The sequence below is a fragment of the Mycobacteriales bacterium genome (assembly GCA_035690485.1).
GTDB lineage: Bacteria > Actinomycetota > Actinomycetes > JAFAQI01 > DASSKL01 > DASSKL01.
Map to the genome: position 1 here is coordinate 1 of DASSKL010000080.1, position 22,324 is coordinate 22,324.

A 22,324-nucleotide genomic window follows, 5' to 3' on the forward strand; every position below is an offset into this window, starting at 1 on the left:
CTGCCTCGCCTTGGGGTTGGACCGCACCCACTCGAGCTCACGCTCGATCTCCCGCTTGCGTTTGGCGTCCTTCTGGCCCTCGACCTTGATGCGGGCCGCCTTCGTGTCGAGGTAGGTCGTGTAGTTGCCCTCGTAGGGGTACGCCCGGCCGCGGTCGAGCTCGAGGATCCACTCGGCGACGTTGTCGAGGAAGTAGCGGTCGTGAGTGACCGCGAGCACGGTGCCGGCGTACTGCGCAAGGTGCTGCTCGAGCCACTGCACGCTTTCCGCGTCGAGGTGGTTGGTCGGCTCGTCGAGCAGCAGCAGGTCGGGCTGCAGCAGGAGCAGCCGGCACAGCGCGACCCGGCGGCGCTCGCCGCCGGACAGGACGGTCACATCGGCGTCCGGCGCCGGCAGCCGCAACGCGTCCATCGCCTGCTCGAGCCGGGCGTCGAGGTCCCACGCACCGCTGTGGTCGAGCTTGACCTGCAACTCCCCCATCTCGTCGAGGAGCTGCTGCATCTCGTCGCCGTCGGCGGTGCCGAGCTTCTCGGTGATCTCGTTGTAGCGGTCGAGGGCCTGGCGGACCTCCGCGACCCCCTCCTCGACGTTGCCCCGGACGTCCTTGGCCTCGTTGAGCGGCGGCTCCTGCAGCAGGATGCCGACGCTGTAGCCGGGCGTCAGGGTCGCGTCACCGTTGGACGGTTGGTCGAGACCCGCCATGATCTTCAGCACGCTGGACTTGCCGGCGCCGTTGGGCCCGACGACGCCGATCTTGGCGCCCGGGAGGAACGCCAGCGTGACGTTGTCGAGGATCACCTTGTCGCCATGCGCCTTGCGCACGTTGCGCATGGAGTAGATGTACTGCGCCATTGCTCCAGACTACGGGCCTCGACCGCCCCCTCGGACGGTCACGCCGCCTCGGTGGAGTAGCGCTGCTCCGGCACCGTTTCGGCGGCCGGTGCATCGGCCGGTGCGGCCACCGGCTGCGGCTGCGCGCGCTCCGGCTTGACCGGCTTGGCCGTGGCGAACGTGAGGTCGACCGACACGGAGTCGGCGTTGATGGACCAGTTGTCGCGCTCTGTGCCGTCCTTGCCCCGGTAGGTGTCCCGGTTGAGGCGGCCCACGACGACGACCCGGTCGCCGCGGGTGACGGACTCGTGAACGTGGTCGGCCAGCTGCCGCCAGCACGTCACGTCGAAGTACATCGTCGTCTCGTTCGACCAGGCGCCCGTGCCGCGGTCGAACCGCCGCGGCGTGGCGGCGATGCTGAAGTTGAGGACCGAGGACTGGTCACGGGTGAACCGCTTCACAGGCTCCTTGGTGATGTTGCCGGCCACGGTGATCCGCACGTCGTTCATCGCTGCCTCCGCTGTGCTCCGGGTCGAGGCGGCCGGACCGCCGCCGCAACCGCAGCGTCGTACGCCGCAGAACGCCGCGACCAGGGCCGCGACAAGATCTGTGGGCAGCGCCCCGGCACCTACGATTGCCTGTGGGCGCCCGTAGCTCAGTCGGATAGAGCGGGGACCTTCTAAGTCCAGGGTCGCAGGTTCGAGTCCTGCCGGGCGCGCCCAGCCGACAGGCCCACGCGGCGCTTGACGGGTTGACTCCGGGGTAGGCGACGCCCGTAAGGTCGGTGTCCGAGACGAGTCCCGCCGAAGGCAGGTGACATGCGCGTTCTGCTCATCCACCCCAGCCCGCTGCTGTACTCCGAGCTCTACATCCGCCTGGAGCCGCTGGGGCTCGAGCGGGTGGGCACGGCGGCGCTCGCCGCCGGCCACGACGTACGCGCCATCGACCTGCAGACCCACTCGACGAGCGAGTTGATCGCCGAGCTCGGCAGCTTCCGCCCCGAAGCGGTCGGCTTCTGCGGCAACTACCTCGCCAACGTGCCCGAGGTGCTCGACCTCGCCGGCCTGGTCAAGCGCCTGACCGGCGCCTTCGTCTTCGTGGGCGGTCACTCCACGTCGTTCATCGCGAAGGACATCCTCGAGCAGGCGCACGGCACGGTCGACTGCGTCGTCCGCGGCGAGGGCGAGCGGATCACGCCGATGCTGCTGGAGGCGTGCCGCGACGGCGACGTGCACACCCTGCCCGGTGTCGTCACGCTCGAGGGGTCCGGCCCGGCACCGCTGATGATCGACACACTCGAGGAGTGCCCGCCGACCCGCAGCCTCACCAACCGGCGGCGCAAGTACTTCATCGGCACCCTCGACCCCTGCGCCTCCATCGAGTTCAGCCGCGGCTGCCCCTGGGACTGCTCCTTCTGCAGCGCCTGGACGTTCTACGGCCGCAGCTACCGCAAGGCCGACCCGGTCGCGGCCGCCGAGGAGCTCGCCGCGATCGAGGAACCCAACGTCTTCATGGTCGACGACGTGGCGTTCATCAAACCCGAGCACGGCGACGCGATCGCCAGCGAGGTCGAGCGCCGCAAGGTGCGCAAGGAGTACTACCTGGAGACCCGCAGCGACGTGCTGCTGCGCAACACCGAGGTGTTCGAGCGCTGGCGGCGGCTCGGGCTCAACTACATGTTCCTGGGCATGGAGGCGCTCGACGAGCAGGGCCTCGACCACTACCGCAAGCGCACGAACATCGACGAGAACATGCAGGCGCTCGAGGTGGCCCGCAAGATCGGGCTCACCGTCGCCATCAACCTCATCGTCGACCCGCAATGGGACGAGAAGCAGTTCCAGCTGGTGCGCGACTGGGCAATGTCGGTGCCGGAGATCGTGCACCTGACCGTGATGACGCCCTACCCGGGGACCGAGATCTGGCACACCGAGGCCCGCAAGCTGACGACGCGCGACTACCGGCTCTTCGACATCCAGCACGCCGTGCTGCCCACGAAGCTGCCGCTGCCGCGGTTCTACGAGGAGCTGGTCAAGACGCAGGGCGTGATCGCCCGCAAGCACCTCGGGGTGGCGGCGGTGGCCAAGACGTTCGGCCTCATCGGCAACCGGTTGGTGCACGGCCAGACCAACTTCGTCCGGATGCTCTGGCGCTTCAACAAGGTCTACAACGCCCAGCGCCAGCTGCACGACCACGACCGGGTCAGCCGCTACGAGCTGCCGATCCCCCAGCACCGCGAGATCAAGCAGCGCGACCGGCGCGACCTCTACATCCACACCCAGCCGATCCGTCGCCGCGAGGACACCGTCGAGGTCGGCTGACCCGTACGTCCCACCATCGCGAACCCTCGGCACCGTAGTCTGTGCGCCGTGTCCGAGGTCCTGGTCTGGGTCGACTGCGAGATGACCGGGCTCGACCTCACCCGCGACGCGCTGGTCGAGGTGGCCGTCCTGGTCACCGACTCCGAGCTCACGATCCTCGACGAGCAGGGTCTCGACCTGGTGCTGACGGCTCCGCAGGAGACGCTCGACGGGATGGAGCAGGTCGTCCGCGACATGCACACCCAGTCGGGGCTGCTCACCGAGATCGCCACTGCCACCACCACGGTCGAGGAGGCGCAGCAGCAGGTCCTCGACTATGTACGCCGCTTCGCCCCGGAGCCCCGCAAGGCGCCGCTCTGCGGCAACTCGGTCGCGACCGACCGAGGCTTCCTGGCGCGCGACATGCCGGAGTTCGACGCCTGGCTGCACTACCGGATCGTCGACGTGTCGAGCATCAAGGAGCTGTGCCGCCGCTGGTACCCCCGCGTCTACTTCAGCGCGCCGGCGAAGAACGGCGGGCACCGCGCGCTCGCGGACATCAGCGAGTCGATCCGGGAGCTGCGCTACTACCGCTCGACGGTGTTCGTCCCGGGTCCCGGTCCCGACACGCCGACGGCTCGCGCGGCGGCCGAAGCCGTCTCCGGCACGAGCCCCGCGAGCGGCTGAATCCCGCGCGGGCAGGCGCTCCCAGGCCGGTACACTGATCGGGCCGCGCGGCGCGTTCGCGGCGGCGATGGTGGGTGTAGCTCAGCTGGTAGAGCACCGGGTTGTGGTCCCGGGTGTCGCGGGTTCAAGTCCCGTCACTCACCCCAACGCGTCACGTGGCGGCACTGAGCGCAGGCGGGGGCCGGACAAGACGTCAACTGCGGACCCCGACCGCGATCAGCCCCTGCCGCTCGGACACCAGGGGTTGGCCGGCGCACCGGCGCAGGGGTCGGGCATCGACGGCAGCGTCGCCGACTGCGGGTCGGTGAGCGAGCGCGCGCCCGGAAGCGGGTGCATGACGACCTTCGACCGGCGCGGGTAGTTGGAGCCCGGCAGGCAGGCGCTGCTGCCCTGGACGGGACCGATGGCGATGGACGCCGAGTCACACGCGACCTCGTCGGCGAACAGCGCGTTCGCGTCGGGCAGCGTGGTCTGCCCGGTGCACTCCGGGTAGAGCGACTCCAACATCGGCGGCGAGGTGGTCAGCCCGGCGGGATCGGTATTGGCCCCGAAACAACTCGGCGGGTTGGGCTCGGTGCTCACCGCGCCGATGTCGCCGTTGGTCGGGTTGCCGAAGCCGCCGTTGTGCGTGAACGCGTTGTGGAAGACGGCGTTGCCGTAGTCGTCGTACAGGCAGACCGCCGGGGTCGAGGTGCCGCCGGTGCACGGCGGTCCGCTGTCGGGGAACGGCACCACGATGACGCCCCAGGCGTCGTTGTTGGCGAAGACGTTGTCCATCACGGTGTCGTTGCGCGCCCCGGACAGCGACAGGCCGGTGCCCAAAGGCCCGGCAGCCGCCAGGCCCGACCCCGGCACGTTGGGGTCGTTGTTGTCGTGCACGTAGTTGTGCATGAACACCCAGCAGGAGTGGGTGTGCGTGATCGGGCTGATGGCCCCGTTGGGGCACGAACCGTCCTGCGGCGGCGGGTTGTCGCCGTTTTGGCTGTTGGTGTCGAAGCCGTCCTCGTTGTGGTCGAACTCGGAGTTCTCCACGACCAGTCGCCCACCGGAGTTGGAGCCGGAGTAGCCGAGCGCGTTGTACTCCGCCCATGCGTGGTTGACGGTCTGGTCGCACACCTGCTGGCAGGCACCGATGTAGTAGCCGGAGTCGCTGAAGTTGCTGGCGTAACCCTGATCGAAGCTGCCGCCGGACCAGTCGCTGGAGAAGATGCCGTACTGCGCAGCCGTCGACTCGTCGGCGAAGTAGGTCGACGTGGTGGTCAGGTAGTTGCCCCAGAACCCGTGCCCGCCGATCTTGGCGCTGTCCTCGCCGCCGTTCCACCAGACCTCGTTACCGGTGCTGCCGTCGTGACCGGCGCCGCCCTGGAAGTTGCAGACCGTGAGGTTCTCGACCCAGACGTTGTCGGCCTTCCAGACCATGACGCCGTCGAGCCCCGCCCCCTTGCCCTGCTCCAGCGGACCGGCGTTCTGGTCCTGGGCGCGCGTGCTGCACGTGGGCCCTGACTTCGTCCCGTCCACGATGACGGTGTCGCGGTTCATGCCGCGCAGATGGATGAGCGGCTTCGTGATGAGTACGCCGGCCGGCGGGCCGCCTGCGGGAGAGCTGGACGTCCGGGTCTTGTAGTCGCCGGGTGCGACGAGCACCCAGTCGCCCGGTTGCGCCGCGTTGACGGCAGCCTGGATCGAGCTGTACTGACCGTGGATTCCCTTGTAGGTCCCCACCCGCAGCACCTGCGGGTGGTGGCCGGAGACGGCGATGGCCGGGGTGGCCAGGGCAGCGAGCAGGGCAGTGGCGGCCGCACCGGCCAACGGCTTGTTCATGATGCGCGCATTGCATCGCTCCCCGACCGGCCGGACAAGAGAGGTTGCGGGGCTGCCGCGTCCGTGCCTGTCGTCCGGGTCGGCGGCTCCCCCACTCCTACCCCGACCTGCGTGAGAGCGGAGTTCCGGTCGGGTGGGACGCCGTGAAACGGTAGGGGCCAGGCACTATCGAGGGGAACAGCCGTGGACTACGTGAAGTTCGGCCGCACCGGCATGGACGTCTCGCGCATCTGCCTGGGGTGCATGAGCTACGGCGTCCCCGAGCGCGGCGGCCACCCGTGGTCGCTCGACGAGGAGCGGTCGCGACCGTTCATCCAGCGGGCGCTCGAGCTCGGCATCAACTTCTTCGACACGGCGAACGTCTACTCCGACGGCACCAGCGAGGAGATCGTCGGCCGCGCGCTGAAGGACTTCGCCAACCGCGACGAGATCGTCATCGCCACGAAGGTGCACGGCGTCATGCGCCAGGGCCCCAACGGCTGGGGCTTGTCGCGCAAGAACATCATGGCCGAGATCGACCACAGTCTGCGCCGGCTCGGCACCGACTACGTCGACCTCTACCAGATCCACCGGTGGGACCGGCGTACGCCGATCGAGGAGACCGTCGAGGCGCTGCACGACGTCGTGAAGGCGGGCAAGGCCCGCTACGTCGGCGCCTCGTCGATGTGGGCATGGCAGTTCAGCAAGTCGTTGCACGTCGCGGAGCTGAACGGCTGGACGAAGTTCGTCTCGATGCAGAACCACTACAACCTGCTCAACCGTGAGGAGGAGCGGGAGATGCTGCCGCTGTGCGCCGACCAGGGCATCGCGGTCATCCCCTGGAGCCCGCTGGCCCGGGGCCGGCTCACCCGAGACTGGGACGAGACGACCGAGCGGTCGCAGACCGACGAGTTCGGCAAGTCGCTCTACGACACCACCGGCGACGATCGGGTCATCGTCGAGCGAGTGGCGCAGGTGGCGAAGGAGCGCGGCGTGCCGCGGGCGCAGGTCGCGCTCGCGTGGATGCTGTCGAAGAAGGTCGTCACCGCACCGATCATCGGCGCAACCAAGCCGCACCACCTCGACGACGCGGTCGCGGCGGTCGACCTGAAGCTCACCGACGACGAGATCGCGACGCTGGAAGAGCCCTACCACCCGCACCCGGTGATGGGCTTCCGGTAGCAGCGGTGCGGGTGCGCCGCAGGCTCGCCACGGTCGCCGTCGCGAGGATCAGCACGATGACGACGAGCGACATCCACGTCGGGATGTCGGGGACCGACGCCCCCGACTCGTGCGCCGCGTGCAGCACCAGCTTGCCGCCGATGAACGCCAGGATCGCGGCCAGGCCGAACCGCAGGTAGACCAGCCGGTCCAGCAGCCCGGCGAGCAGGAAGTAGAGCTGGCGCAGCCCCATCAGCGCGAACGCGTTGGCGGTCAGCACGAGGTAGGGCTCCTGGGTCAGCCCGTAGATGGCCGGGATCGAGTCGAGGGCGAACAGCACGTCGGTGAGCCCGATGGCCACCATGACCAGCGCGAGCGGTGTCGCCAGCCGCCGCCCGTCACGAACGGTCGTCAGCCGCGCGCCGTCGTAGTCGCTGGTCGTCGGCACCAGCCGGGCGACCAGCCGGTAGGCCGGGTTGCGGGTGGGGTCGGGTTCCTTCTCGCCGCCGCGCAGCAGCTGCACCGCGGTGACGATCAGGACCGCGCCGAAGGCGTAGAACGTCGCGCTGAACGCGTCAAGCGCCGCCGCACCGGCCGCGATGAAGCCGGCGCGCAGGACCAGTGCGGTGACGATCCCGACGAGCAGCACCCGCTGCCGATAGGCCGGCGGTACGCCGAACGACGTGAGGATCAGCGCGAAGACGAACAGGTTGTCGACGGACAGGCTGTACTCCGTGAGCCAGCCGGCAGTGAACTCGCCGGTCCACCGCCAGCCCGCGACGAACCCCAGGCCGACCGCGAACGCGACGGCGAGGCCCACGTAGACGCCGACCCAGACGGTGGCCTCGCGCATCGAGGGCACGTGGGGCCGGCGCACGCTCAGCGCCACGTCGAGACTCACGACCGCCGCGAATCCGGCGACGGTCAGAGCCCAGACCCAGATCGGGATGTCGAGCACGAGCGGCTCCTTCGGCAGCGACGGCTGCCGAAGGTCTCTCCCACCGCAGGGCGGCCGTGGCACCGGGCCCCGCGTCGGGCTGCGGGGCCGTACTGACGATGCCGCGTGGAGGGGTACTCCCCTTCGGACTGACTCCAGAATAGCCGAGCAGTGGTCGCTAGGCCAGCGGCGTCAGCCGCTCCAGGCCGGTCGGCAACGCCGACGCGTGCAGCACGCCGAGCCGCCTGGTGGCCCGGGTCAGCGCCACGTAGAGATCGTGGCCGCCGCGCGGCGAGCCCTCGACGACGAGGCGCGGCTCGACGACGAGGACCGAGTCGAACTCCAGGCCCTTGGCCTCCGCGACCCGCAACACGGCGACCCTGGCGTCGAGGGCCGCTGGCCCGCGCGCCGCGTCGGGCAGTCGCTCTGTGACGGTCTCGGCGACCTCGGCATAGACCGAAGCGGGCAGGAGCACCGCCACCGTCCCCTCGCCGACCTCGGCCTGCTCGGATCGCACGGCGGCGACCAGGGTGTCGGCCAGGGCAGTCCGCTCGACCCGGCGCACCCAGGGCCGGTCGTCGGTCTCCCGCACCGATCGCGGTATCCGCGCGCCACGCTCGGTCGCGGCCAGCACGTCGCCGGCAACCGCCATGATCTGTGCGGGCGTGCGGTAGTTGACGGTCAGCTCGGCGGCGCGCCATCGCCCGGCGACGAACGGGTCGAGCGCATCCGCCCACGACTGCGCGCCACTCGACGACGACGTCTGCGCGATGTCCCCCACCACGGTCATCGACCGGCTGGGGCAGCGGCGGAAGAGCATCCGCCACGCCATCGGGGTGAGCTCCTGCGCCTCGTCGACGATGACGTGGCCGTACTCCCACAGCCACGCGCCGCCGGCGCGCTCGGCGAGGGGTTGGCGGCCGCCGGCCTCCCGGTAGCGCTGCGCCAACTGCTCGGCGCTGACCCGCCCCCGGGTGCCGGTCGCGGCGATCACCTCGGCGGCGTACTGGCGTTCCTCGCGCTCACGGCGCCGGTCCGCAGCACGTTGCAGGATCTCGTCGGGGTCGCCGAGCAGCACCGCGGCCTCGTCGAGCAGCGGCACGTCGGCGGGCGTCCATGCCGAGCCGGGCGGGCGGCGCAGCAACTGCCGCTCGGCCACCGACAGCGGTTCGAGAGAGGACGGGTCGGCGTACATCCCCTCGACCAGCTCGGCCGGGGTCAACCTCGGCCAGCAGGCGTTGACCGCGTCGCGGAACTCGTCGCTGCGCATGAGCGTCCGGGCCACCCACCGCTGCCGCGACAGCTCGGGGTCGCCGGTGACACGGCCGACCTCGCGCACGAGGTGCTGCAGCAGCGCCCTGGCGAAGGTGTAGCGGGCGTGGTTGTGCGGTCGGCGCGAACGTCGCGCCCGGGACACGGCATCGGCCACGACGCGTGGCGGCACCTGCAGGTCGTGCTCGTCGAACGGCACGACCAGCGGCTCGGCCGGTACCGTCTCGCGGGCAGCGACGGCCGCGGCGATCACGTCGACCATGCGCAGGTCACTCTTCAGCGCGACGACGTCGGCACCGTCGTCCGCGCGCACGTCGACCTCGGGCCCGATCCGGTCGGGCGTGGCCAGCACGACCCCGGTCTCGCCGAGCGAGGGCAGCACCGCCTCGATGTAACGGGTGAAGATCCGGTTGGGGCCGACGACGAGTACGCCGCTGCGCTCGAGCCGCTCGCGATGCGCGTAGAGCAGGTAGGCCGCTCGGTGCAGGCCGACCGCGGTCTTGCCGGTGCCGGGACCGCCCTGCACGACGAGCACCCCGCCCAGATCGGCGCGGATGATCTGGTCCTGCTCGGCCTGGATCGTGGCGACGATGTCACGCATGTGCCCGGTGCGGCTCTCCGAGAGCGCGGCGAGCAGCACGGCCTGCCCCGATAGGGTGGCCCGGTCGTCGGCGGAGATGGTGTCAAGGTCGAAGACGTCGTCGTCGATGTCGACCACCCGCCGGACCCTCAGCCGCAGGTGCCGCCGGCGGACCACGCCGAGCGGGTTCGCCGGCGTCGCGCGGTAGAACGCCTCGGCGGCCGGTGCCCGCCAGTCGACGAGCAGCGTCTCCTGCGCGTCGTCGAGCAGTCCGATGCGGCCGATGTAGTGCCGCTCGCCACCGACCAGGTCGAGCCGGCCGAAGCAGAGGCCGGCCTCGGCGGCGTCGAGCCGGGCCAGCCGGTCCTCGTACATCGTCGCGAAAGCGTCGCGCTCGCTGCGCGCCTGCGGGGTGCCGCTCGCGCCGCGTCGGCGTACCTCCCGCAGCTGGTCGCGCGACTGGGCCCGCAGCCGGTCGAGGCGGCCGTAGAGCCTGTCGACGTAGGCCTGCTCGCGCGCGAGCTCCGCCTGCTTGGCGTCCGTCACCGCCCGGGCGCGTGGCGCGGCCAGGGGGCCGCCTGCTCGTAGATGCGCGCGAGCCGCAGGACCACGTCGTCGCGGTGCCGCCGCGCGGTGATCTGCAGCCCGACCGGCAGGCCGTCGCTGGTGGTGCCGGCGGGCAGCGAGATCGCGGGGTTCCAGCAGAGGTTGGCCAGCATGGTGAACGGCACCGGGCCGCTGTTGCGGGCGTCCTTGCCATCGATGGTGAACGGCAGCGGGCCTTCCGCGGCGAACGCCGGCACCGCCGTCGTCGGGGTGAGCAGCAGGTCGACGTCGGCGAACAGCTCGGCGACCTCGACCTCGAGCCGGTTGCGGCGCTTGACCTGCCGGGCGAACTGCGCGACGGAGTACGACGCGGTGACCTCGAGCGATCGGCGGTTGTCGGGCATGAACTCCTCGGCCCGCTCAGGGAACATGCCGCGCTCGACGTCCATGTTGATGTCGACGGCACCGAGCCCCCACCAGGCCCGCAGCGGGTTGGTCGGGGCGAACGGCCGGTCGATCTCGCGCAGTCCGGCCACGGAGACCAACGTGTCGGCGGCAGCGCGCGCGAGCTCCGCCACCTCGGGGTCGACGACGGCGAAGCCGAGGTCGAGTGACCACGTGGCGGTCAGGCCGCCGACGTCGAGCTCCTCGATGGCCCGCTCGTAGCAGACGCCGGAGGGCGGCAGCGACCCGCGGTCGCGATCGTCGGGACCGGCGGTGACGTCGAGGTGGCGGGCGGCGTCGGCGACGGTGGTGACCATCGCGCCGCGCACGCTGGTCTCGCTCTCGTGCGCCCCGTCGAAGGGGATGCGGCCGTACGACGGCTTCAAACCGAGCAGCCCGGTGAACGCGGCGGGGATCCGGGTCGACCCGCCCCCGTCGCTCGCGGTCGCGAAAGGCACCATCCCGGCGGACACGGCCGCCGCCGACCCTCCGCTCGACCCGCCCGGCGTGCGGGTCGGGTCCCACGGGTTGCGCGTCACGCCGCAGGCCTTGGTCGCGGTGAAGCAGGTCGCCCCGAACTCCGGTGCGGTCGTCTTGCCGAGCGGCACGGCGCCCGCCGCCCGCAGTCTGGCCACCTGCATGGAGTCGGCCGCTGCGGGCGGATGGCCGGCGTAGAGCAGCGAGCCGTGACCGGTCGGCATGCCGGCGCAGTCCTCAAGGTCCTTGACCCCGAACGGCACGCCGGCAAACGGCCCCGGGTCCTCGCCGCGGGCCACCATCGCGTCGACCCGCTCGGCGGCCGCCCGGGCCAGGTCGGGGGCCAGGTGGCTGAAGGCGTTGAGCTCGGGGTCCATGGCCTCGATGAGAGCCAGGCACTCGTCGAGCGCCTCGACCGCCTTGAGCTCGCCGCGGCGTACCGCTTCAGCGGTCTCGATCACCGTGCGCATTCTTGTGACCGTATCTCCCGGTCAGGCCAGGGCGACGAGGTCGGCGAGCTCCGGCCGCCAGACGTCCTCGACCCCGTCGGGCAGCAGCAGCACCCGGTCGGGACCGAGCGCCGCGACCGCACCCTCGTCGTGGGTGACCAGCACGATCGCCCCGCGGTAGCTGCGCAGCGCCTCGAGCACCTGCTCGCGGCTGGCCGGGTCGAGGTTGTTGGTGGGCTCGTCGAGCAGCAGCACGTTGGCACTGGACACGACGAGCAGGGCGAGGGCGAGCCGGGTCTTCTCGCCGCCGGACAGCGTCCCGGCCGGCTGGAAGACCGTGTCGCCGGAGAACAGGAAAGAGCCCAGCACCTTGCGCTGCTCGACCTCCGGCAGGTCGGGGGCCGCCGAGGCGAGGTTCTCCAGCACGGTGCGGCGCGGGTCGAGGGTCTCGTGCTCCTGCGCGTAGTAGCCGAGCCGCAGCCCGTGCCCGGGCTCGACCTGGCCGGTGTCGGGCGGCTCGAGACCGGCCAGGATCCGCAGCAGCGTCGTCTTGCCCGCCCCGTTGAGGCCGAGGACGACGACGCGGCTGCCGGCGTCGACGGCGAGGTCGACATCGGTGAACACCTCGAGCGATCCGTAGCACTTCGACAGCTCGCTCGCGGTGAGTGGCACCCGGCCGCACGCCGCCGGCTCCGGGAAGCGCAGCTTGGCGACCTTGTCCTGCTGGCGCACGTCTTCCAGGTCGGTGAGCATGCGCTCGGCCCGGCGCAGCATGTTCTGCGCGGCGACGGCCTTCGTAGCCTTGGCCCGCATCTTCTCCGCCTGCGTCTGCAGGGCCGCGGCCTTGCGCTCGGCGTTTGCACGCTCACGCCGACGTCGCCGCTCGTCGACCTCGCGGGTGGCGAGGTAGGCCTGCCAACCGACGTTGTAGACGTCGAGCGAGCACCGGTTGGCATCCAGGTGCAGGACCTTGTTGACCGTCGCGTCGAGCAGCGACACGTCGTGGCTGATCACGACGAGACCGCCGCGGTGCGAGCGCAGGAAGTCGCGCAGCCAGACGACCGAGTCGGCGTCAAGGTGGTTGGTCGGCTCGTCGAGCAGCAGGGTGTCGGCGCCGCTGAACAGGATGCGCGCCAGCTCGACCCGGCGGCGCTGGCCGCCCGACAGCGTGCCGAGCGGCTGCCCGAGCACCCGGTCGGGCAGGCCGAGGCTGGCGGCCAGCGACGCGGCCTCGGCCTCGGCCGCGTAGCCACCGAGGACGTGGAAACGCTCCTCGGCCACGCCGTAACGGCGCACCGCGCGCTCGTCGCCGGCCGCCATCTTCTGCTCGGCGGCCCGCAGGTCCTGCATCACCTCGTCGAGGCCGCGGGCGGACAGGATGCGGTCGCGGGCGATCTCCGACAGGTCACCCGTGCGGGGATCCTGCGGCAGGTAGCCGACGCTGCCGCGCCGCGTGATGGAGCCGGCCGCCGGGGCGCCCTCACCCGCGAGGATCCGACAGAGCGTGGTCTTGCCGGCGCCGTTGCGGCCGACCAGGCCGACCTTGTCGCCTCGGTTGACCTGGAACGACGCGTGCTCGAGCAGCAGGCGGGCGCCGGCGCGCAGTTCGACGCGTGAAGCAGTGATCATCGGAGGTACCGAGTCTAGTTGGCGACCCGCGCAACCGGCTTTCCTTTATCCACCGGCGGTCGTACGGTCGAGGTACGGCACCGCACGACAACTTGGGGGCGCGCCATGGGCAACAAGAACAAGGGCGGTCGCGAGGCCCGCAAGCCCAAGAAGGACAAGAAGTCCAAGGGCGTGCCGACCGCAACCCACACGGTTCAGCAGGTCGTGCACCCCACGACCCCGCCGGCCACGGCCGGGCACTGACGCTCAGTCGTCGTACCAGTCGTCGCGGCCGAGCAGGCGGGTGATCGCGGCCTTCAGCTCGTCGGGCGTCGTCGCGCCGACCTCGACGGCTGTCCCGTCGGTGTCAACGAAGACGTTCATCGGTACGCCGCGGATGCCGAGCGCCGCCGCGTAGTCGCCGGTCTCGTCGATCAGCACGGTGCCCTCGACGCCGTAGATGTCGCAGAAGTGCCGGGCCTCACCGGCTGGGTCGACGCTCTCCCAGACGTTGACCATGATGATGTCCAGGCCGAACCGGCCTGCGCGGCGGCGTAGGTCCTCGATGACCGGCGCCTCCACGTTGCAGGGGCCTCACCAGCTGGCGAAGAAGTTGAGGATGTACTTCTTCTCCGCCCACTCCCGGCTCTCCCGGATCCGCCCCTCGAGATCGGGCAGCCGGAAGGCCGGGACCCGCTGCCCGGTGAGCGGGTGCGGCGCGCTGGTGACGTCGTCGGCGGGCGGGCCGGTGAGCAGGTCTTCGACCACGATCAGGCTGGCGCTGCCGGCGTTGGAGACGAGCACCCAGCCGGTGACCGGGTCGACCGCGAGGTCGCCCGGACCCTTGCCGACCGGCACCCTCGCCCACTCGCGGCCGTCGTCGGCCCCGACGATGCTGATCGACCCCGCGCCGCGGTTGCACACGTAGAAGCGGTCGCCCGCAGGGGCCTCGGCGACGCCGACGGGCGCCCGCTCGACGGGCACCTCGTCGATGACGCTGCGGTCGTCGAGCCGGACGCGCACGATCGTGCTGTCGAGGGAGTTGGCGATGAACGCCGTGCCCGAGCGAGGGTTGACCGCGACCTTGCAGGGCCCTTCGCCGACCGCGATGCGCTCGACCGGCTCCATGCGCTCGACGTCGACCATCGTGACCGAGGCGGAGAAGAAGTTGACGCAGTAGGCCAGGCCGCGCTCGACGTCGACGTCGATGCTGCCCACGCCGAGCTCGGCGGGGACCACGGCAACCCGCTCAAGGGTGTCGCAGTCGACCACGGAGACCGTGCTGCCGGCCGTGTCGCCGCACAGCAGCAGCCGCCGCTGCGGGTCGTGGCCGAGCCCCGCGGGGTACTCCCCGACCTCGACCTCGTGCACGCGGTTGCCGCCGCGGGTGTCGATCGCCGAGATCGTGTTGCTGCGGGCGTTGGCGCAGAACATGCGGCCGGTCGGCTCGTCGAAGGCGGCGGGGATCGGCTCCTGACCGACCGGGATCTCCTCGACGGCTTCGAGCCGGTCGAGGTCGATGACCGTGACGGCGTTGCTGCGAGAGCAGGAGACGTAGGCCCGGCGCCCCGCGGGGTCGACCGCGACACCCTCCGGGCCCATGCCGACCGGGATCTCGGCGACGATGCGGTAGGCCTCGGTGTGCTGCGGAGCGGGCGGGCCCAGATCGACCAGACACGCGGCGCCGTCGGGGAAAACCGGCGCCACGCCCGGCACCTTCTCTCCGGCAGTCACGTAGCGCACCGCCCTTCGACGTCGGCCCCCCGACATGTCGTGGAGCCATCCAATCAAACACTTGCTGGACTCGCCAAACGACCGTTTCCCCGCGGCCTCCCGGCACATGCGGCACGATGGCCTCGTGTCGCAACGAGCCCGGATCCTGCGGCTCGCGCTGGAGCTGATGGCCCAGGGCGGCGCCGAGGCGATGAGCATGCGCGACCTCGCCGGCGCTGCGGAGATGAACGTCGCGACGCTCTACCACTACTTCCCGTCCAAGCGCGACCTGCTGACCGCGGTGCTCGAGGAGCCGGAGTACCGCAACGTGCTCGACGGCGAGCTGCCCGGAGCCGGGCCGGGCGGCCCGGTCGACGACCTCGCCCAGCTGCTGCAGGAGTCGTGGCAGGTCATGCTCGACGTGCAGGACTACGTGCGGGTGATGGTCGGCGAAGCACTGCGCGGCGACGACGCGGCGCGCAGCGTCGGCTCGAGCCTGCTGGGCACGACCGAGGCAGCGCTGCAGCAGTGGGCGGCCGACGTGCTGCACGAGCGCCAAGCGGCGCGAGCCGCCGCCATCGCCCGGATGCTGCGCGCCGTCATCGTCGGCGTGTTCATCGAGCAGCTGGCCGACGGCAGCGACGACACGTCCTGGTGCGAGCAGCGGGCGCGTGAGCTCGCACCGATGCTGGCCGGCGTCGTACGCCGTGAGGGTGGCGCACCCAAGTCGACGCACCGGCGCTAGCCCGGCCGGGCCCGTCCGCGTCATCACTTGCGCCGCTCACCGGTCCGGGTACCAGGGCGCCGGCGCGACAACCTGGCGGCAGGAGCGTCAGTCGCGCCGCGGGAGGCCGTCGGCCTCCGACAGCGCGCCGTGGAAGCTTTCGTACTGCTGGATGTGGGTGGGGGCGATGAACAGCCCCTCGGCCTCGACGGTCGTCTTGCCGTCGACCTCGATCCGGCCCGAAGCGTAGATCTTGCGGCCCTCACAGCCGTCGTTACGCGCATGCACGACCAGCGGCACGTCGAGCGGCGTGGGCCGGCGATAGGACACGGTCAGCCGGGCGGTCATCCCCGGAGTCCCGGCCGCGCCGTTGGCGTGGCCGAGGATCTGGTCGAGGACGGCAGCGAGCATCCCGCCGTGGACATAGCCGGGCGGGCCCTCATAGGCCCGACCGAAGGTCATGTCGGCCCGCAGGTCCTGGCCGGTGACGGTCGGGAGCAGCGGGATCGCGATCGGGTTGGCGCCCCCGGAGATGGCGTTGTAGCGGCGGACGTCCCAGTCGTCGTCGGGTCGCCGCGCGACGTCGATCAGCTCCGTCGCCTCGCGGACCAGGTCGGCGGCCCGCTTGAGCCGGTCGGCGTCCGCGTGCGTGCGCACGGTGGTGTCGATGAGGCGGCGTACGCCGTCGGCAAGGTCGAACAGCGCGGCCTCGTCGGGGTCGCGCGGGTCGGTGTCGTAGACCGGAGTCACTCCCGAAGTGTGTCAGCCGTGGTTGGCTTGCCGTCATGCCGTACTGGTCGCTGGGCTGGCGAGCGGCCACCGTGCTGGCCGCGGTGCTGGTGGCCGGCAGCGTCGGCGTGCGCCGGCCGAGGGCGCGCAGGCTGGCTCCGGCAGCGCCGGTGCTGCGGGAGCTCGGCATCGTCTTCCTGCTGTTCGCGCTCTGGCTGCTGGCCGGGTCGCACGCGCACACGCACGTGGCCGGGGCGCAGGACCGGGCGATGGACATCTGGCGGGCCGAGCGCTGGCTGCACCTGCCCAGCGAGGTGACCGTGCAGCACGCCGTGCTGCCGCTGCACTGGCTGGTGAGACGGATCAACGACTACTACGCCGGCGCGCACCTGTCCGGCATGCTGATCTTCCTGTGCTGGCTGCTCTGGCGGCACCGCGGCGCCTACGCGCGGGCACGCAACATCGTGGTCCTGCTGACGGCGTCGGCGCTGCTCATCCAGATGGTGCCGGTGGCACCGCCCCGGATGTTCCCGCACCTCGGCTTCGTCGACACGGGCCTGCTCTACCACCAGTCGGTCTACGGCCCGGTGGGCAGCGGCGTGCCGACACAGCTCGCCGCGATGCCGTCGCTTCACGTCGGCTGGTCAGTGCTCGTCGCCGTCGTCGTGGTGGCCGTCAGCACCAGCCGGTGGCGATGGTTGGTGGTGCTGCATCCGCTGGCGACGATGTACGTCGTCGTGGTCACCGCGAACCACTGGTGGTTCGACGGCCTCGCGGCCATCGGGCTGCTCGCCCTGGTCTGGCCGCTAGAGCTGGCGCTGGAGACGGCCTGGCGGCACCTGCCGCCGTTCGCGGTGCCGCAGCCGTTGGCCGGTCAGGCCGCCGAGGGGATCCAGCGCGTGTCGGCCGGCTCGTCGCGGTAGATCTCGTCGGAGGCCGGACCGCCGGACATGCCGAGGTCGACGAGCAGCGACAGCGGGACGCCCGCGGCCAGCCACGTCATCAACGGATGCTCGGTGTGCGTCTCGTGCTCCATCCCGCTCTCCTCGCCCGTTGGTACTAGCCCGGATGCAGACATTCTCGGCCACACCAAGGAGCCGAATGGAGCACCCGAACGGGTGAAATTCGGTCATGATCGCCCAATCGAGCGCATATTTCGGTGCAATCGGTGCGCGCAGCCGGGCGCCCCGGCGGCGGCGTTACCCGGCCGGGACAGCGTCGATGCGCAGGGGCGTCACTTCGCCGTCGAACCCGCGCAGCGGCTGGGCGGGCAGCAGCGTGGTCGACCACCCGCCGCGATTCAGCGTGGCCCGCAGCAGCGGATCGGCGACGACTTCGCCCGGTGCGGCAATGGTCAGCAGCCGAGCGGCCAGGTTGACGGGGGTGCCGAAGTAGTCGCCGTCCTGCATCAGCACCGGGCCGAAGGAGACCGCCGCTCGCATCTGCAGGTCGTGCTCGGCGACGCGGGGATGGCGCACCATCAGGCAGGCGATCTCGGCGGCCGACTCGGGCGTCGTCGTCACGAACATCACCGCGTCGCCGATGAACTTCACCACCCGGCCACCCTGGTCGTGCACCACGCTGGTGGCCTCCGCCTCGAACGCCGACAGCAGCTTCGCGAGCTTGTCGAGCGGCACCGACCGCGACAGTGCCGTGAAGCCGGCCAGGTCGCAGAACCCGATGCCGCAGGAGAGGCCGCCCGCGTCGTCGACCAGGAGCTCGACGTGGCGGCGTACGCCTTCGATGTGGCGACGGTGCACCACGTCGATGACCTGGGTTATGCCGGGCACGAGCGCGGCAATCTTGGCGTAGCCACGACCGGTGCGCTCCTCGCTGCCGGTGTGCGCGAGCGACAGGTCGTCGATGCTGCGCAGCGCCGCGAACTCCGCCTCCGCTATCCGGGCAGCGGCCGAGCCGACGACCCGGGCCAGGCCGAGCGTCTGGTCTCGACCCAGCAGCTCGACCAGCTCGCCGAACGCGGACAACGCCTTGATGTCGGCCTCGGTGAGGACGGGCAAGTGCGGCGGCGGCTGGGGCAGCCCGAGGGCGCGGCAGAGCTCGCGGGTGTCGTCCTCGGACAGGCCGGTCGCCGGCGCGGCGTCCTCGATCGTGTACGCCGGAAAGCCGGGGTGGATCAGCCGATCGCCGGCGAGCGCGAACAACCGCCCCATGGCGTGGGCCTTCTGCATCTCCTCGACCGAGCAGCCCTGCTCGACCAGGAAATGCAGCAGCGCGAGGCGATCGGCCGCATTGGACGCGCGCTCGTCGTACAGCCCGGCGGCGGCCAGCGTGTCCAGGCCCGGCTTGTCCATGCTGCTCCCCCACGCCCGTCCACTGCCTGCATGCAGTCTGCACCGATTCGCCGGCGGCTCCCAGCGTCCGTGACAATGCCCCGGTGAGGACAACGCCGTGACCCGAGCCGATCTCGGCAAGAGCCCCGCCGACGTCGCCCGGATGTTCGACGCCGTGGCCCCGCGCTACGACGTCACCAACGACGTGCTGTCGCTGGGCCAGGACCGGCGATGGCGGCGAGTCGTTGCGCGGCTGGTCGGTGCGCGACCCGGCGACCGGGTGTTGGACCTGGCCGCCGGCACCGGCACGTCGTCCGAGCCTTTTGCCGCCGTAGGCGCCCGGGTCGTCCCCTGCGACTTCTCCCTCGGCATGCTGCGCGTTGGCAAGCAGCGACGGCACGACATGGCATTCACCGCGGGCGACGCCACTCGGCTTCCGTTCGCCGACGGCGTGTTCGACGCAGTCACGATGTCCTTCGGACTGCGCAACGTCGTCGACGTCGACGCGGCACTGCGGGAGATGCTGCGCGTGACCAGGCCCGGCGGCCGACTGGTCGTCTGCGAGTTCAGCCACCCGACCTGGCGGCCGTTCCGCACCGTCTACGTCGAGTACCTCATGCGCGCGTTGCCCGCGGTGGCACGGCGCACATCCAGCAACCCGGACGCCTACGTCTACCTCGCGGAGTCGATCCGCGCGTGGCCGGACCAGACAGGCCTCGCTGCGCGAATCAGGGCGTCGGGCTGGCAGCAGGTGGGTTGGCGCAACATGTCGGGTGGCATCGTTGCCTTGCACTACGGCGTGCGCCACTGACCTCGACGTGCATCTGTTGTCCGGACCGGACTGGGCAGCAGCGCGCAACACGGCCATAATCCGGGACGGCCTAACCAGGAGCAGAACATGACCACTGAGGCACCGCAGTCCACCAGCGACATGCAGGCTCTCTACGACGCCCTGACCAGTGCAGCCGGTGAAGACGGCCGCACCCGCGTCGGCTACGACGAGGCGTTGCGCAGCGCAGGCACGATCGGGCAGTTCAGCAGCAACGGCGAGCTGGACGATGCACGGGTCGAAGCCGCTGCACGAGGGCTGATCGAGCAGGGTCTGCTGGAGGTGCGCGGTCCTGGTTACAAGTACGTCGGTGGTGCAGTCGGTCGCTCGTCCGGGCGCAGCTCCGGCCGCGGGCGCAAGCGGGCTACGAGCAAGCGCACCGCCGGCCGCAATCGCGCAGCAGCGCGCAAGACGACGGCGCGCTCGACCGGCGGCCGGCGCAGTGCTGCTGCCGCCCGCGGGTCGTCCTCTCGCGGCGCTGCCAGTGGTCGTGCGGCGACCGCGCGGCGCGGCAGCGGTAGCGGTAGCGGGTCGCCGTACCTCGCCGACACGCTGCGCGACCTGCTGGCGAAGATGACCGACGAGGTCTCGACGGTCTCGGCCCTGTCCGGCCGCATCGACAGCGCAGCGCAGGAGCTGCAGGCGATGCTCGCGGAGTACTGCGAGCGGATCGCGACACTGGCTCAGCTGCGCGCGACGACCAGCGAGGGCCCCCTTGCCGCGTTCCTCGCCGAGGAGCTGCGGCCGGAGCGGCCCAGCGAGCTGCAGGCGCTCGACCAGGCGAGCGACCGGGCCCAGCGCGCCGACGTCTGACCCCAGGGCACGGTGCCTGTAGACTGGCCCCGTGTTCACGCGCCGCTAGCTCAACTGGCAGAGCAGCGGACTCTTAATCCGCGGGTTCGGGGTTCGAGTCCCTGGCGGCGCACCCGTGCTACGCCTGCCCTGACCAGGGCTTTTCCTCACGGCCCCGGAAGTTCTGGTGGGCCGCTGTGCACCGACGACAAGGCGTGCGACACTCGGGGTTACAGAGAGCGCCTGGATTCATCCGGCCCTTGTGCTTACTCGCCGCCCTCGAACCCTACTTCTCGGGCGGCGCACCGTGACAGTTTCCCTCAGCAATCAGACACGCGAGGCGAGCGGTCACGCCGCCCCAGACGGGCCCCACCTGGCGTCGAAGGCGCACGGTCCAAGCCGCGAGGGGACCGACGGGCGTGGACGCGCAGCGATGACCAAAGACCGAGCGGCCGCCAGTCACCGAAACGCCACCCCTCCGGCCACCTACCCCGACGAGCCCGCAGCTGCCTGCACGGCCTCGGAGCCCGGCGGGGATGGGCCGTACAAGTGCGGCTGCGGTCACGCCGCCGAGGCCCACGACCAAATCGCCGCCCGGTACTGCGCCGCGACCCGCAGCGCCCACCTCGACCGCGGCTGCATCTGCGCAAAACCTGCGCCGGCAGGCACGAAATGACCGTGCCGACGCTGCCGCGGTCAACTGGGCCCGTCCAATTCGGCTCGGACTACGCCCGGCTGCTGGCCGAGGTGCGACGCGCGGGGCTGCTGGAGCGGTCGGGCTGGCGCTACCTGACCCGTGTCTTGACGCTCGCTGCGTCGATCGGTGCCGGTGTCCTCGCCCTCTCCTGGGTGGGGGACTCCTGGTGGACGCTGGGGGTCGCGGCCTACGCCGGTGCCGTCATGGCGCAGCTCGGCTTCCTCGGGCACGACGCCGGCCACCAACAGATGTTTCACGGTAAGCGGTGGAACGACCGGGTCGGTGTCGCCGTGTCCGCCCTCGGTGTCGGCCTGAGCTACCGGTGGTGGGTCGACAAGCACAGCCGGCACCACCGCAACCCCAACGAGATCGGCCGCGACCCCGACGTCGATCGCAACGTCCTCGCGTGGACCCCTGAGCAGGCGCAGGGCCAGCGGGGGCTGTTCCGGCTCATCGCGCGGCACCAGGACGCGCTGTTCTTCCCGTTGCTGCTGCTCGAGGGGTGGAACCTGCACGCCGGCAGCGTCCGGACGCTGCTGCACCGGCAACCACGAACGACGGAGCTGCTGCTGCTCTGCGCGCATACAGCGGGCGGCGTCGCGCTGCTGCTGACGTTCCTCTCCCCGCTGAAAGCGCTGATCTTCCTGCTCGTCCAGCAGTCCACATTCGGGCTCTACCTCGGCGCCACGTTCGCGCCCAACCACAAGGGCATGCCCATCCTCGACGCCGGCAGCGAGCACCCGGACTTCCTGCGGCGCCAAGTGCTCACCTCCAGGAACATCACCGGCGGTCGGCTCACCGCCCTCGGGCTCGGCTCGCTCAACTTCCAGATCGAGCACCACCTGTTTCCGAGCATGCCGAGCGCCAACCTGAGGCGCTGCCGGCCCCTGGTTCGACGGTTCTGCGCCGAACACGCCGTTGCCTACACCGAGACCGGACTGTTCGACTCCTACCGAAGGGTACTGCGTTACCTCGGGAATATTCGACCGGATGGCCCCGGCACGCCGATGGTGACGGGGTCGTTGTCGCGGAGGGGACTGTGACATGACCAACAGAGCCACCAGCGCAGCCGCCGCAGCCAGCCGGCTGCCACTGCAGCGATGCTGCACAACCCACCCCGACTGGCAGACCCTCACCCAGCACTTGATGGTCAAGTTCGACAACTTGGACGGCCAACGGGTCATAGATGCGGTCGGCAACGCTCGTCAGGCCGTCGACCTCGGCGCGCTCGACCCAGACGATGCCCTGACAACCGGCGAGATCATCGCCCGTTACCAACTCCTGATGCTGTCCGATGCCGCGGCGGCCAGGCACCGGGCGCTAACGACGGCGACGGTGGCCCGCACGGATTCGGCACCCGGCAGGGCACTGGCCAACTCCTCACCGCCGTAGCGCATCACCACGTCGTCCCGCGTACAATGGAGGACGGAAGCTGACGCGCTCCAGACCCTCGGCGACAC

The 22,324-nt window shown here is 71.0% G+C and carries 22 protein-coding genes and 3 tRNA genes; 13 read left to right on the plus strand and 12 right to left on the minus strand.

The features are described from left to right. A partial coding sequence (locus VFJ21_11555; GenBank protein HET7407757.1) for an ATP-binding cassette domain-containing protein occupies positions 1 to 852 on the minus strand: 852 nt, incomplete at its 3' end. Between the two features lie 38 nt (positions 853 to 890). After that, positions 891 to 1,340 (minus strand): single-stranded DNA-binding protein, encoded by a 450-nt coding sequence (gene ssb, locus VFJ21_11560; protein HET7407758.1) that lies wholly within the window; start codon positions 1,338 to 1,340, stop codon positions 891 to 893. Between the two features lie 135 nt (positions 1,341 to 1,475). Here ssb and VFJ21_11565 point away from each other — a divergent pair. The 4 genes from VFJ21_11565 to VFJ21_11580 all read left to right on the plus strand — a co-directional run bounded on the left by VFJ21_11565 (position 1,476) and on the right by VFJ21_11580 (position 3,961). Then, positions 1,476 to 1,549 (plus strand) — tRNA-Arg (locus tag VFJ21_11565). A gap of 100 nt (positions 1,550 to 1,649) precedes the next feature. Further along, positions 1,650 to 3,149, plus strand: coding sequence for a hopanoid C-3 methylase HpnR (gene hpnR / locus VFJ21_11570; protein ID HET7407759.1), 1,500 nt, complete (start codon positions 1,650 to 1,652; stop codon positions 3,147 to 3,149). 48 nt (positions 3,150 to 3,197) lie between these two features. Next, positions 3,198 to 3,815 carry an oligoribonuclease gene (gene orn / locus VFJ21_11575; protein HET7407760.1) on the plus strand — a complete coding sequence of 206 codons (618 nt, stop codon included), beginning with the start codon at positions 3,198 to 3,200 and terminating at the stop codon, positions 3,813 to 3,815. Positions 3,816 to 3,885: 70 nt separating this feature from the next. Beyond that, positions 3,886 to 3,961 (plus strand) — tRNA-His (locus tag VFJ21_11580). A gap of 70 nt (positions 3,962 to 4,031) precedes the next feature. Here the strand turns inward: VFJ21_11580 and VFJ21_11585 are convergent. After that, positions 4,032 to 5,636 carry a hypothetical protein gene (locus VFJ21_11585; protein ID HET7407761.1) on the minus strand — a complete coding sequence of 535 codons (1,605 nt, stop codon included), beginning with the start codon at positions 5,634 to 5,636 and terminating at the stop codon, positions 4,032 to 4,034. 183 nt (positions 5,637 to 5,819) lie between these two features. On the opposite strand from VFJ21_11585, the gene VFJ21_11590 reads away from it, so the two are divergent. Continuing rightward, the gene (locus tag VFJ21_11590) at positions 5,820 to 6,797 is read left to right on the plus strand and encodes an aldo/keto reductase (GenBank protein ID HET7407762.1); all 978 of its coding nucleotides are present in this window, start codon (positions 5,820 to 5,822) and stop codon (positions 6,795 to 6,797) included. Here the strand turns inward: VFJ21_11590 and VFJ21_11595 are convergent. From VFJ21_11595 to VFJ21_11610, 4 genes are all read right to left on the minus strand, one after another. Then, entirely contained in the window at positions 6,730 to 7,734 is a 1,005-nt protein-coding gene (locus tag VFJ21_11595) for a TerC family protein (protein HET7407763.1), read from the minus strand. The genes VFJ21_11590 and VFJ21_11595 overlap by 68 nt on opposite strands. A gap of 157 nt (positions 7,735 to 7,891) precedes the next feature. Further along, a complete protein-coding gene (locus tag VFJ21_11600; protein HET7407764.1) occupies positions 7,892 to 10,111 on the minus strand; it encodes a helicase in 2,220 nt (739 codons plus the stop codon). Then, positions 10,108 to 11,502 (minus strand): amidase, encoded by a 1,395-nt coding sequence (locus VFJ21_11605; protein HET7407765.1) that lies wholly within the window; start codon positions 11,500 to 11,502, stop codon positions 10,108 to 10,110. Before VFJ21_11605 ends, VFJ21_11600 begins: the two co-directional genes overlap by 4 nt. A gap of 21 nt (positions 11,503 to 11,523) precedes the next feature. Next, entirely contained in the window at positions 11,524 to 13,110 is a 1,587-nt protein-coding gene (locus VFJ21_11610) for an ABC-F family ATP-binding cassette domain-containing protein (GenBank protein HET7407766.1), read from the minus strand. Positions 13,111 to 13,215: 105 nt separating this feature from the next. Here VFJ21_11610 and VFJ21_11615 point away from each other — a divergent pair, with 105 nt between their 5' ends. Continuing rightward, positions 13,216 to 13,353: a hypothetical protein gene (locus VFJ21_11615; protein ID HET7407767.1), complete on the plus strand. Its 138-nt coding sequence runs from the start codon at positions 13,216 to 13,218 to the stop codon at positions 13,351 to 13,353. 3 nt (positions 13,354 to 13,356) lie between these two features. Here the strand turns inward: VFJ21_11615 and VFJ21_11620 are convergent, their stop codons facing one another. Further along, complete coding sequence (locus VFJ21_11620; GenBank protein ID HET7407768.1) at positions 13,357 to 13,671, minus strand: thioredoxin fold domain-containing protein; 315 nt, start codon at positions 13,669 to 13,671, stop codon at positions 13,357 to 13,359. A gap of 12 nt (positions 13,672 to 13,683) precedes the next feature. Beyond that, positions 13,684 to 14,796: a hypothetical protein gene (locus VFJ21_11625; GenBank protein ID HET7407769.1), complete on the minus strand. Its 1,113-nt coding sequence runs from the start codon at positions 14,794 to 14,796 to the stop codon at positions 13,684 to 13,686. A 151-nt stretch (positions 14,797 to 14,947) separates the two neighbouring features. Here VFJ21_11625 and VFJ21_11630 point away from each other — a divergent pair, with 151 nt between their 5' ends. Continuing rightward, complete coding sequence (locus VFJ21_11630; protein HET7407770.1) at positions 14,948 to 15,547, plus strand: helix-turn-helix domain-containing protein; 600 nt, start codon at positions 14,948 to 14,950, stop codon at positions 15,545 to 15,547. A gap of 87 nt (positions 15,548 to 15,634) precedes the next feature. Here VFJ21_11630 and VFJ21_11635 read toward each other — a convergent pair whose 3' ends face one another. Beyond that, on the minus strand, positions 15,635 to 16,276 hold the full coding sequence (locus VFJ21_11635; GenBank protein ID HET7407771.1) for a PaaI family thioesterase: 642 nt from the start codon (positions 16,274 to 16,276) through the stop codon (positions 15,635 to 15,637). 35 nt (positions 16,277 to 16,311) lie between these two features. Here VFJ21_11635 and VFJ21_11640 point away from each other — a divergent pair, with 35 nt between their 5' ends. After that, positions 16,312 to 17,178, plus strand: a complete 867-nt coding sequence (locus tag VFJ21_11640) for a phosphatase PAP2 family protein (protein HET7407772.1) — start codon at positions 16,312 to 16,314, stop codon at positions 17,176 to 17,178. Here the strand turns inward: VFJ21_11640 and VFJ21_11645 are convergent. After that, positions 17,130 to 17,291: a hypothetical protein gene (locus tag VFJ21_11645; GenBank protein HET7407773.1), complete on the minus strand. Its 162-nt coding sequence runs from the start codon at positions 17,289 to 17,291 to the stop codon at positions 17,130 to 17,132. The two genes, VFJ21_11640 and VFJ21_11645, sit on opposite strands and share 49 nt — an antisense overlap. A 163-nt stretch (positions 17,292 to 17,454) precedes the next feature. Further along, positions 17,455 to 18,567, minus strand: a complete 1,113-nt coding sequence (locus tag VFJ21_11650; GenBank protein HET7407774.1) for an adenylate cyclase regulatory domain-containing protein — start codon at positions 18,565 to 18,567, stop codon at positions 17,455 to 17,457. 97 nt (positions 18,568 to 18,664) lie between these two features. Between VFJ21_11650 and VFJ21_11655 the strand changes: the two genes are divergently transcribed. The 5 genes from VFJ21_11655 (at position 18,665) to VFJ21_11675 (ending at position 22,256) form a co-directional block, all read left to right on the plus strand. Further along, a complete protein-coding gene (locus tag VFJ21_11655) occupies positions 18,665 to 19,357 on the plus strand; it encodes a demethylmenaquinone methyltransferase (protein ID HET7407775.1) in 693 nt (230 codons plus the stop codon). Positions 19,358 to 19,444: 87 nt separating this feature from the next. Continuing rightward, positions 19,445 to 20,188, plus strand: coding sequence for a hypothetical protein (locus VFJ21_11660; protein HET7407776.1), 744 nt, complete (start codon positions 19,445 to 19,447; stop codon positions 20,186 to 20,188). Between the two features lie 39 nt (positions 20,189 to 20,227). After that, positions 20,228 to 20,300 (plus strand) — tRNA-Lys (locus VFJ21_11665). Positions 20,301 to 20,839: 539 nt separating this feature from the next. Further along, positions 20,840 to 21,907: an acyl-CoA desaturase gene (locus tag VFJ21_11670; protein ID HET7407777.1), complete on the plus strand. Its 1,068-nt coding sequence runs from the start codon at positions 20,840 to 20,842 to the stop codon at positions 21,905 to 21,907. 1 nt (position 21,908) lies between these two features. Next, positions 21,909 to 22,256, plus strand: a complete 348-nt coding sequence (locus VFJ21_11675) for a hypothetical protein (GenBank protein HET7407778.1) — start codon at positions 21,909 to 21,911, stop codon at positions 22,254 to 22,256. The last annotated feature ends 68 nt before the right edge of the window (positions 22,257 to 22,324 follow it).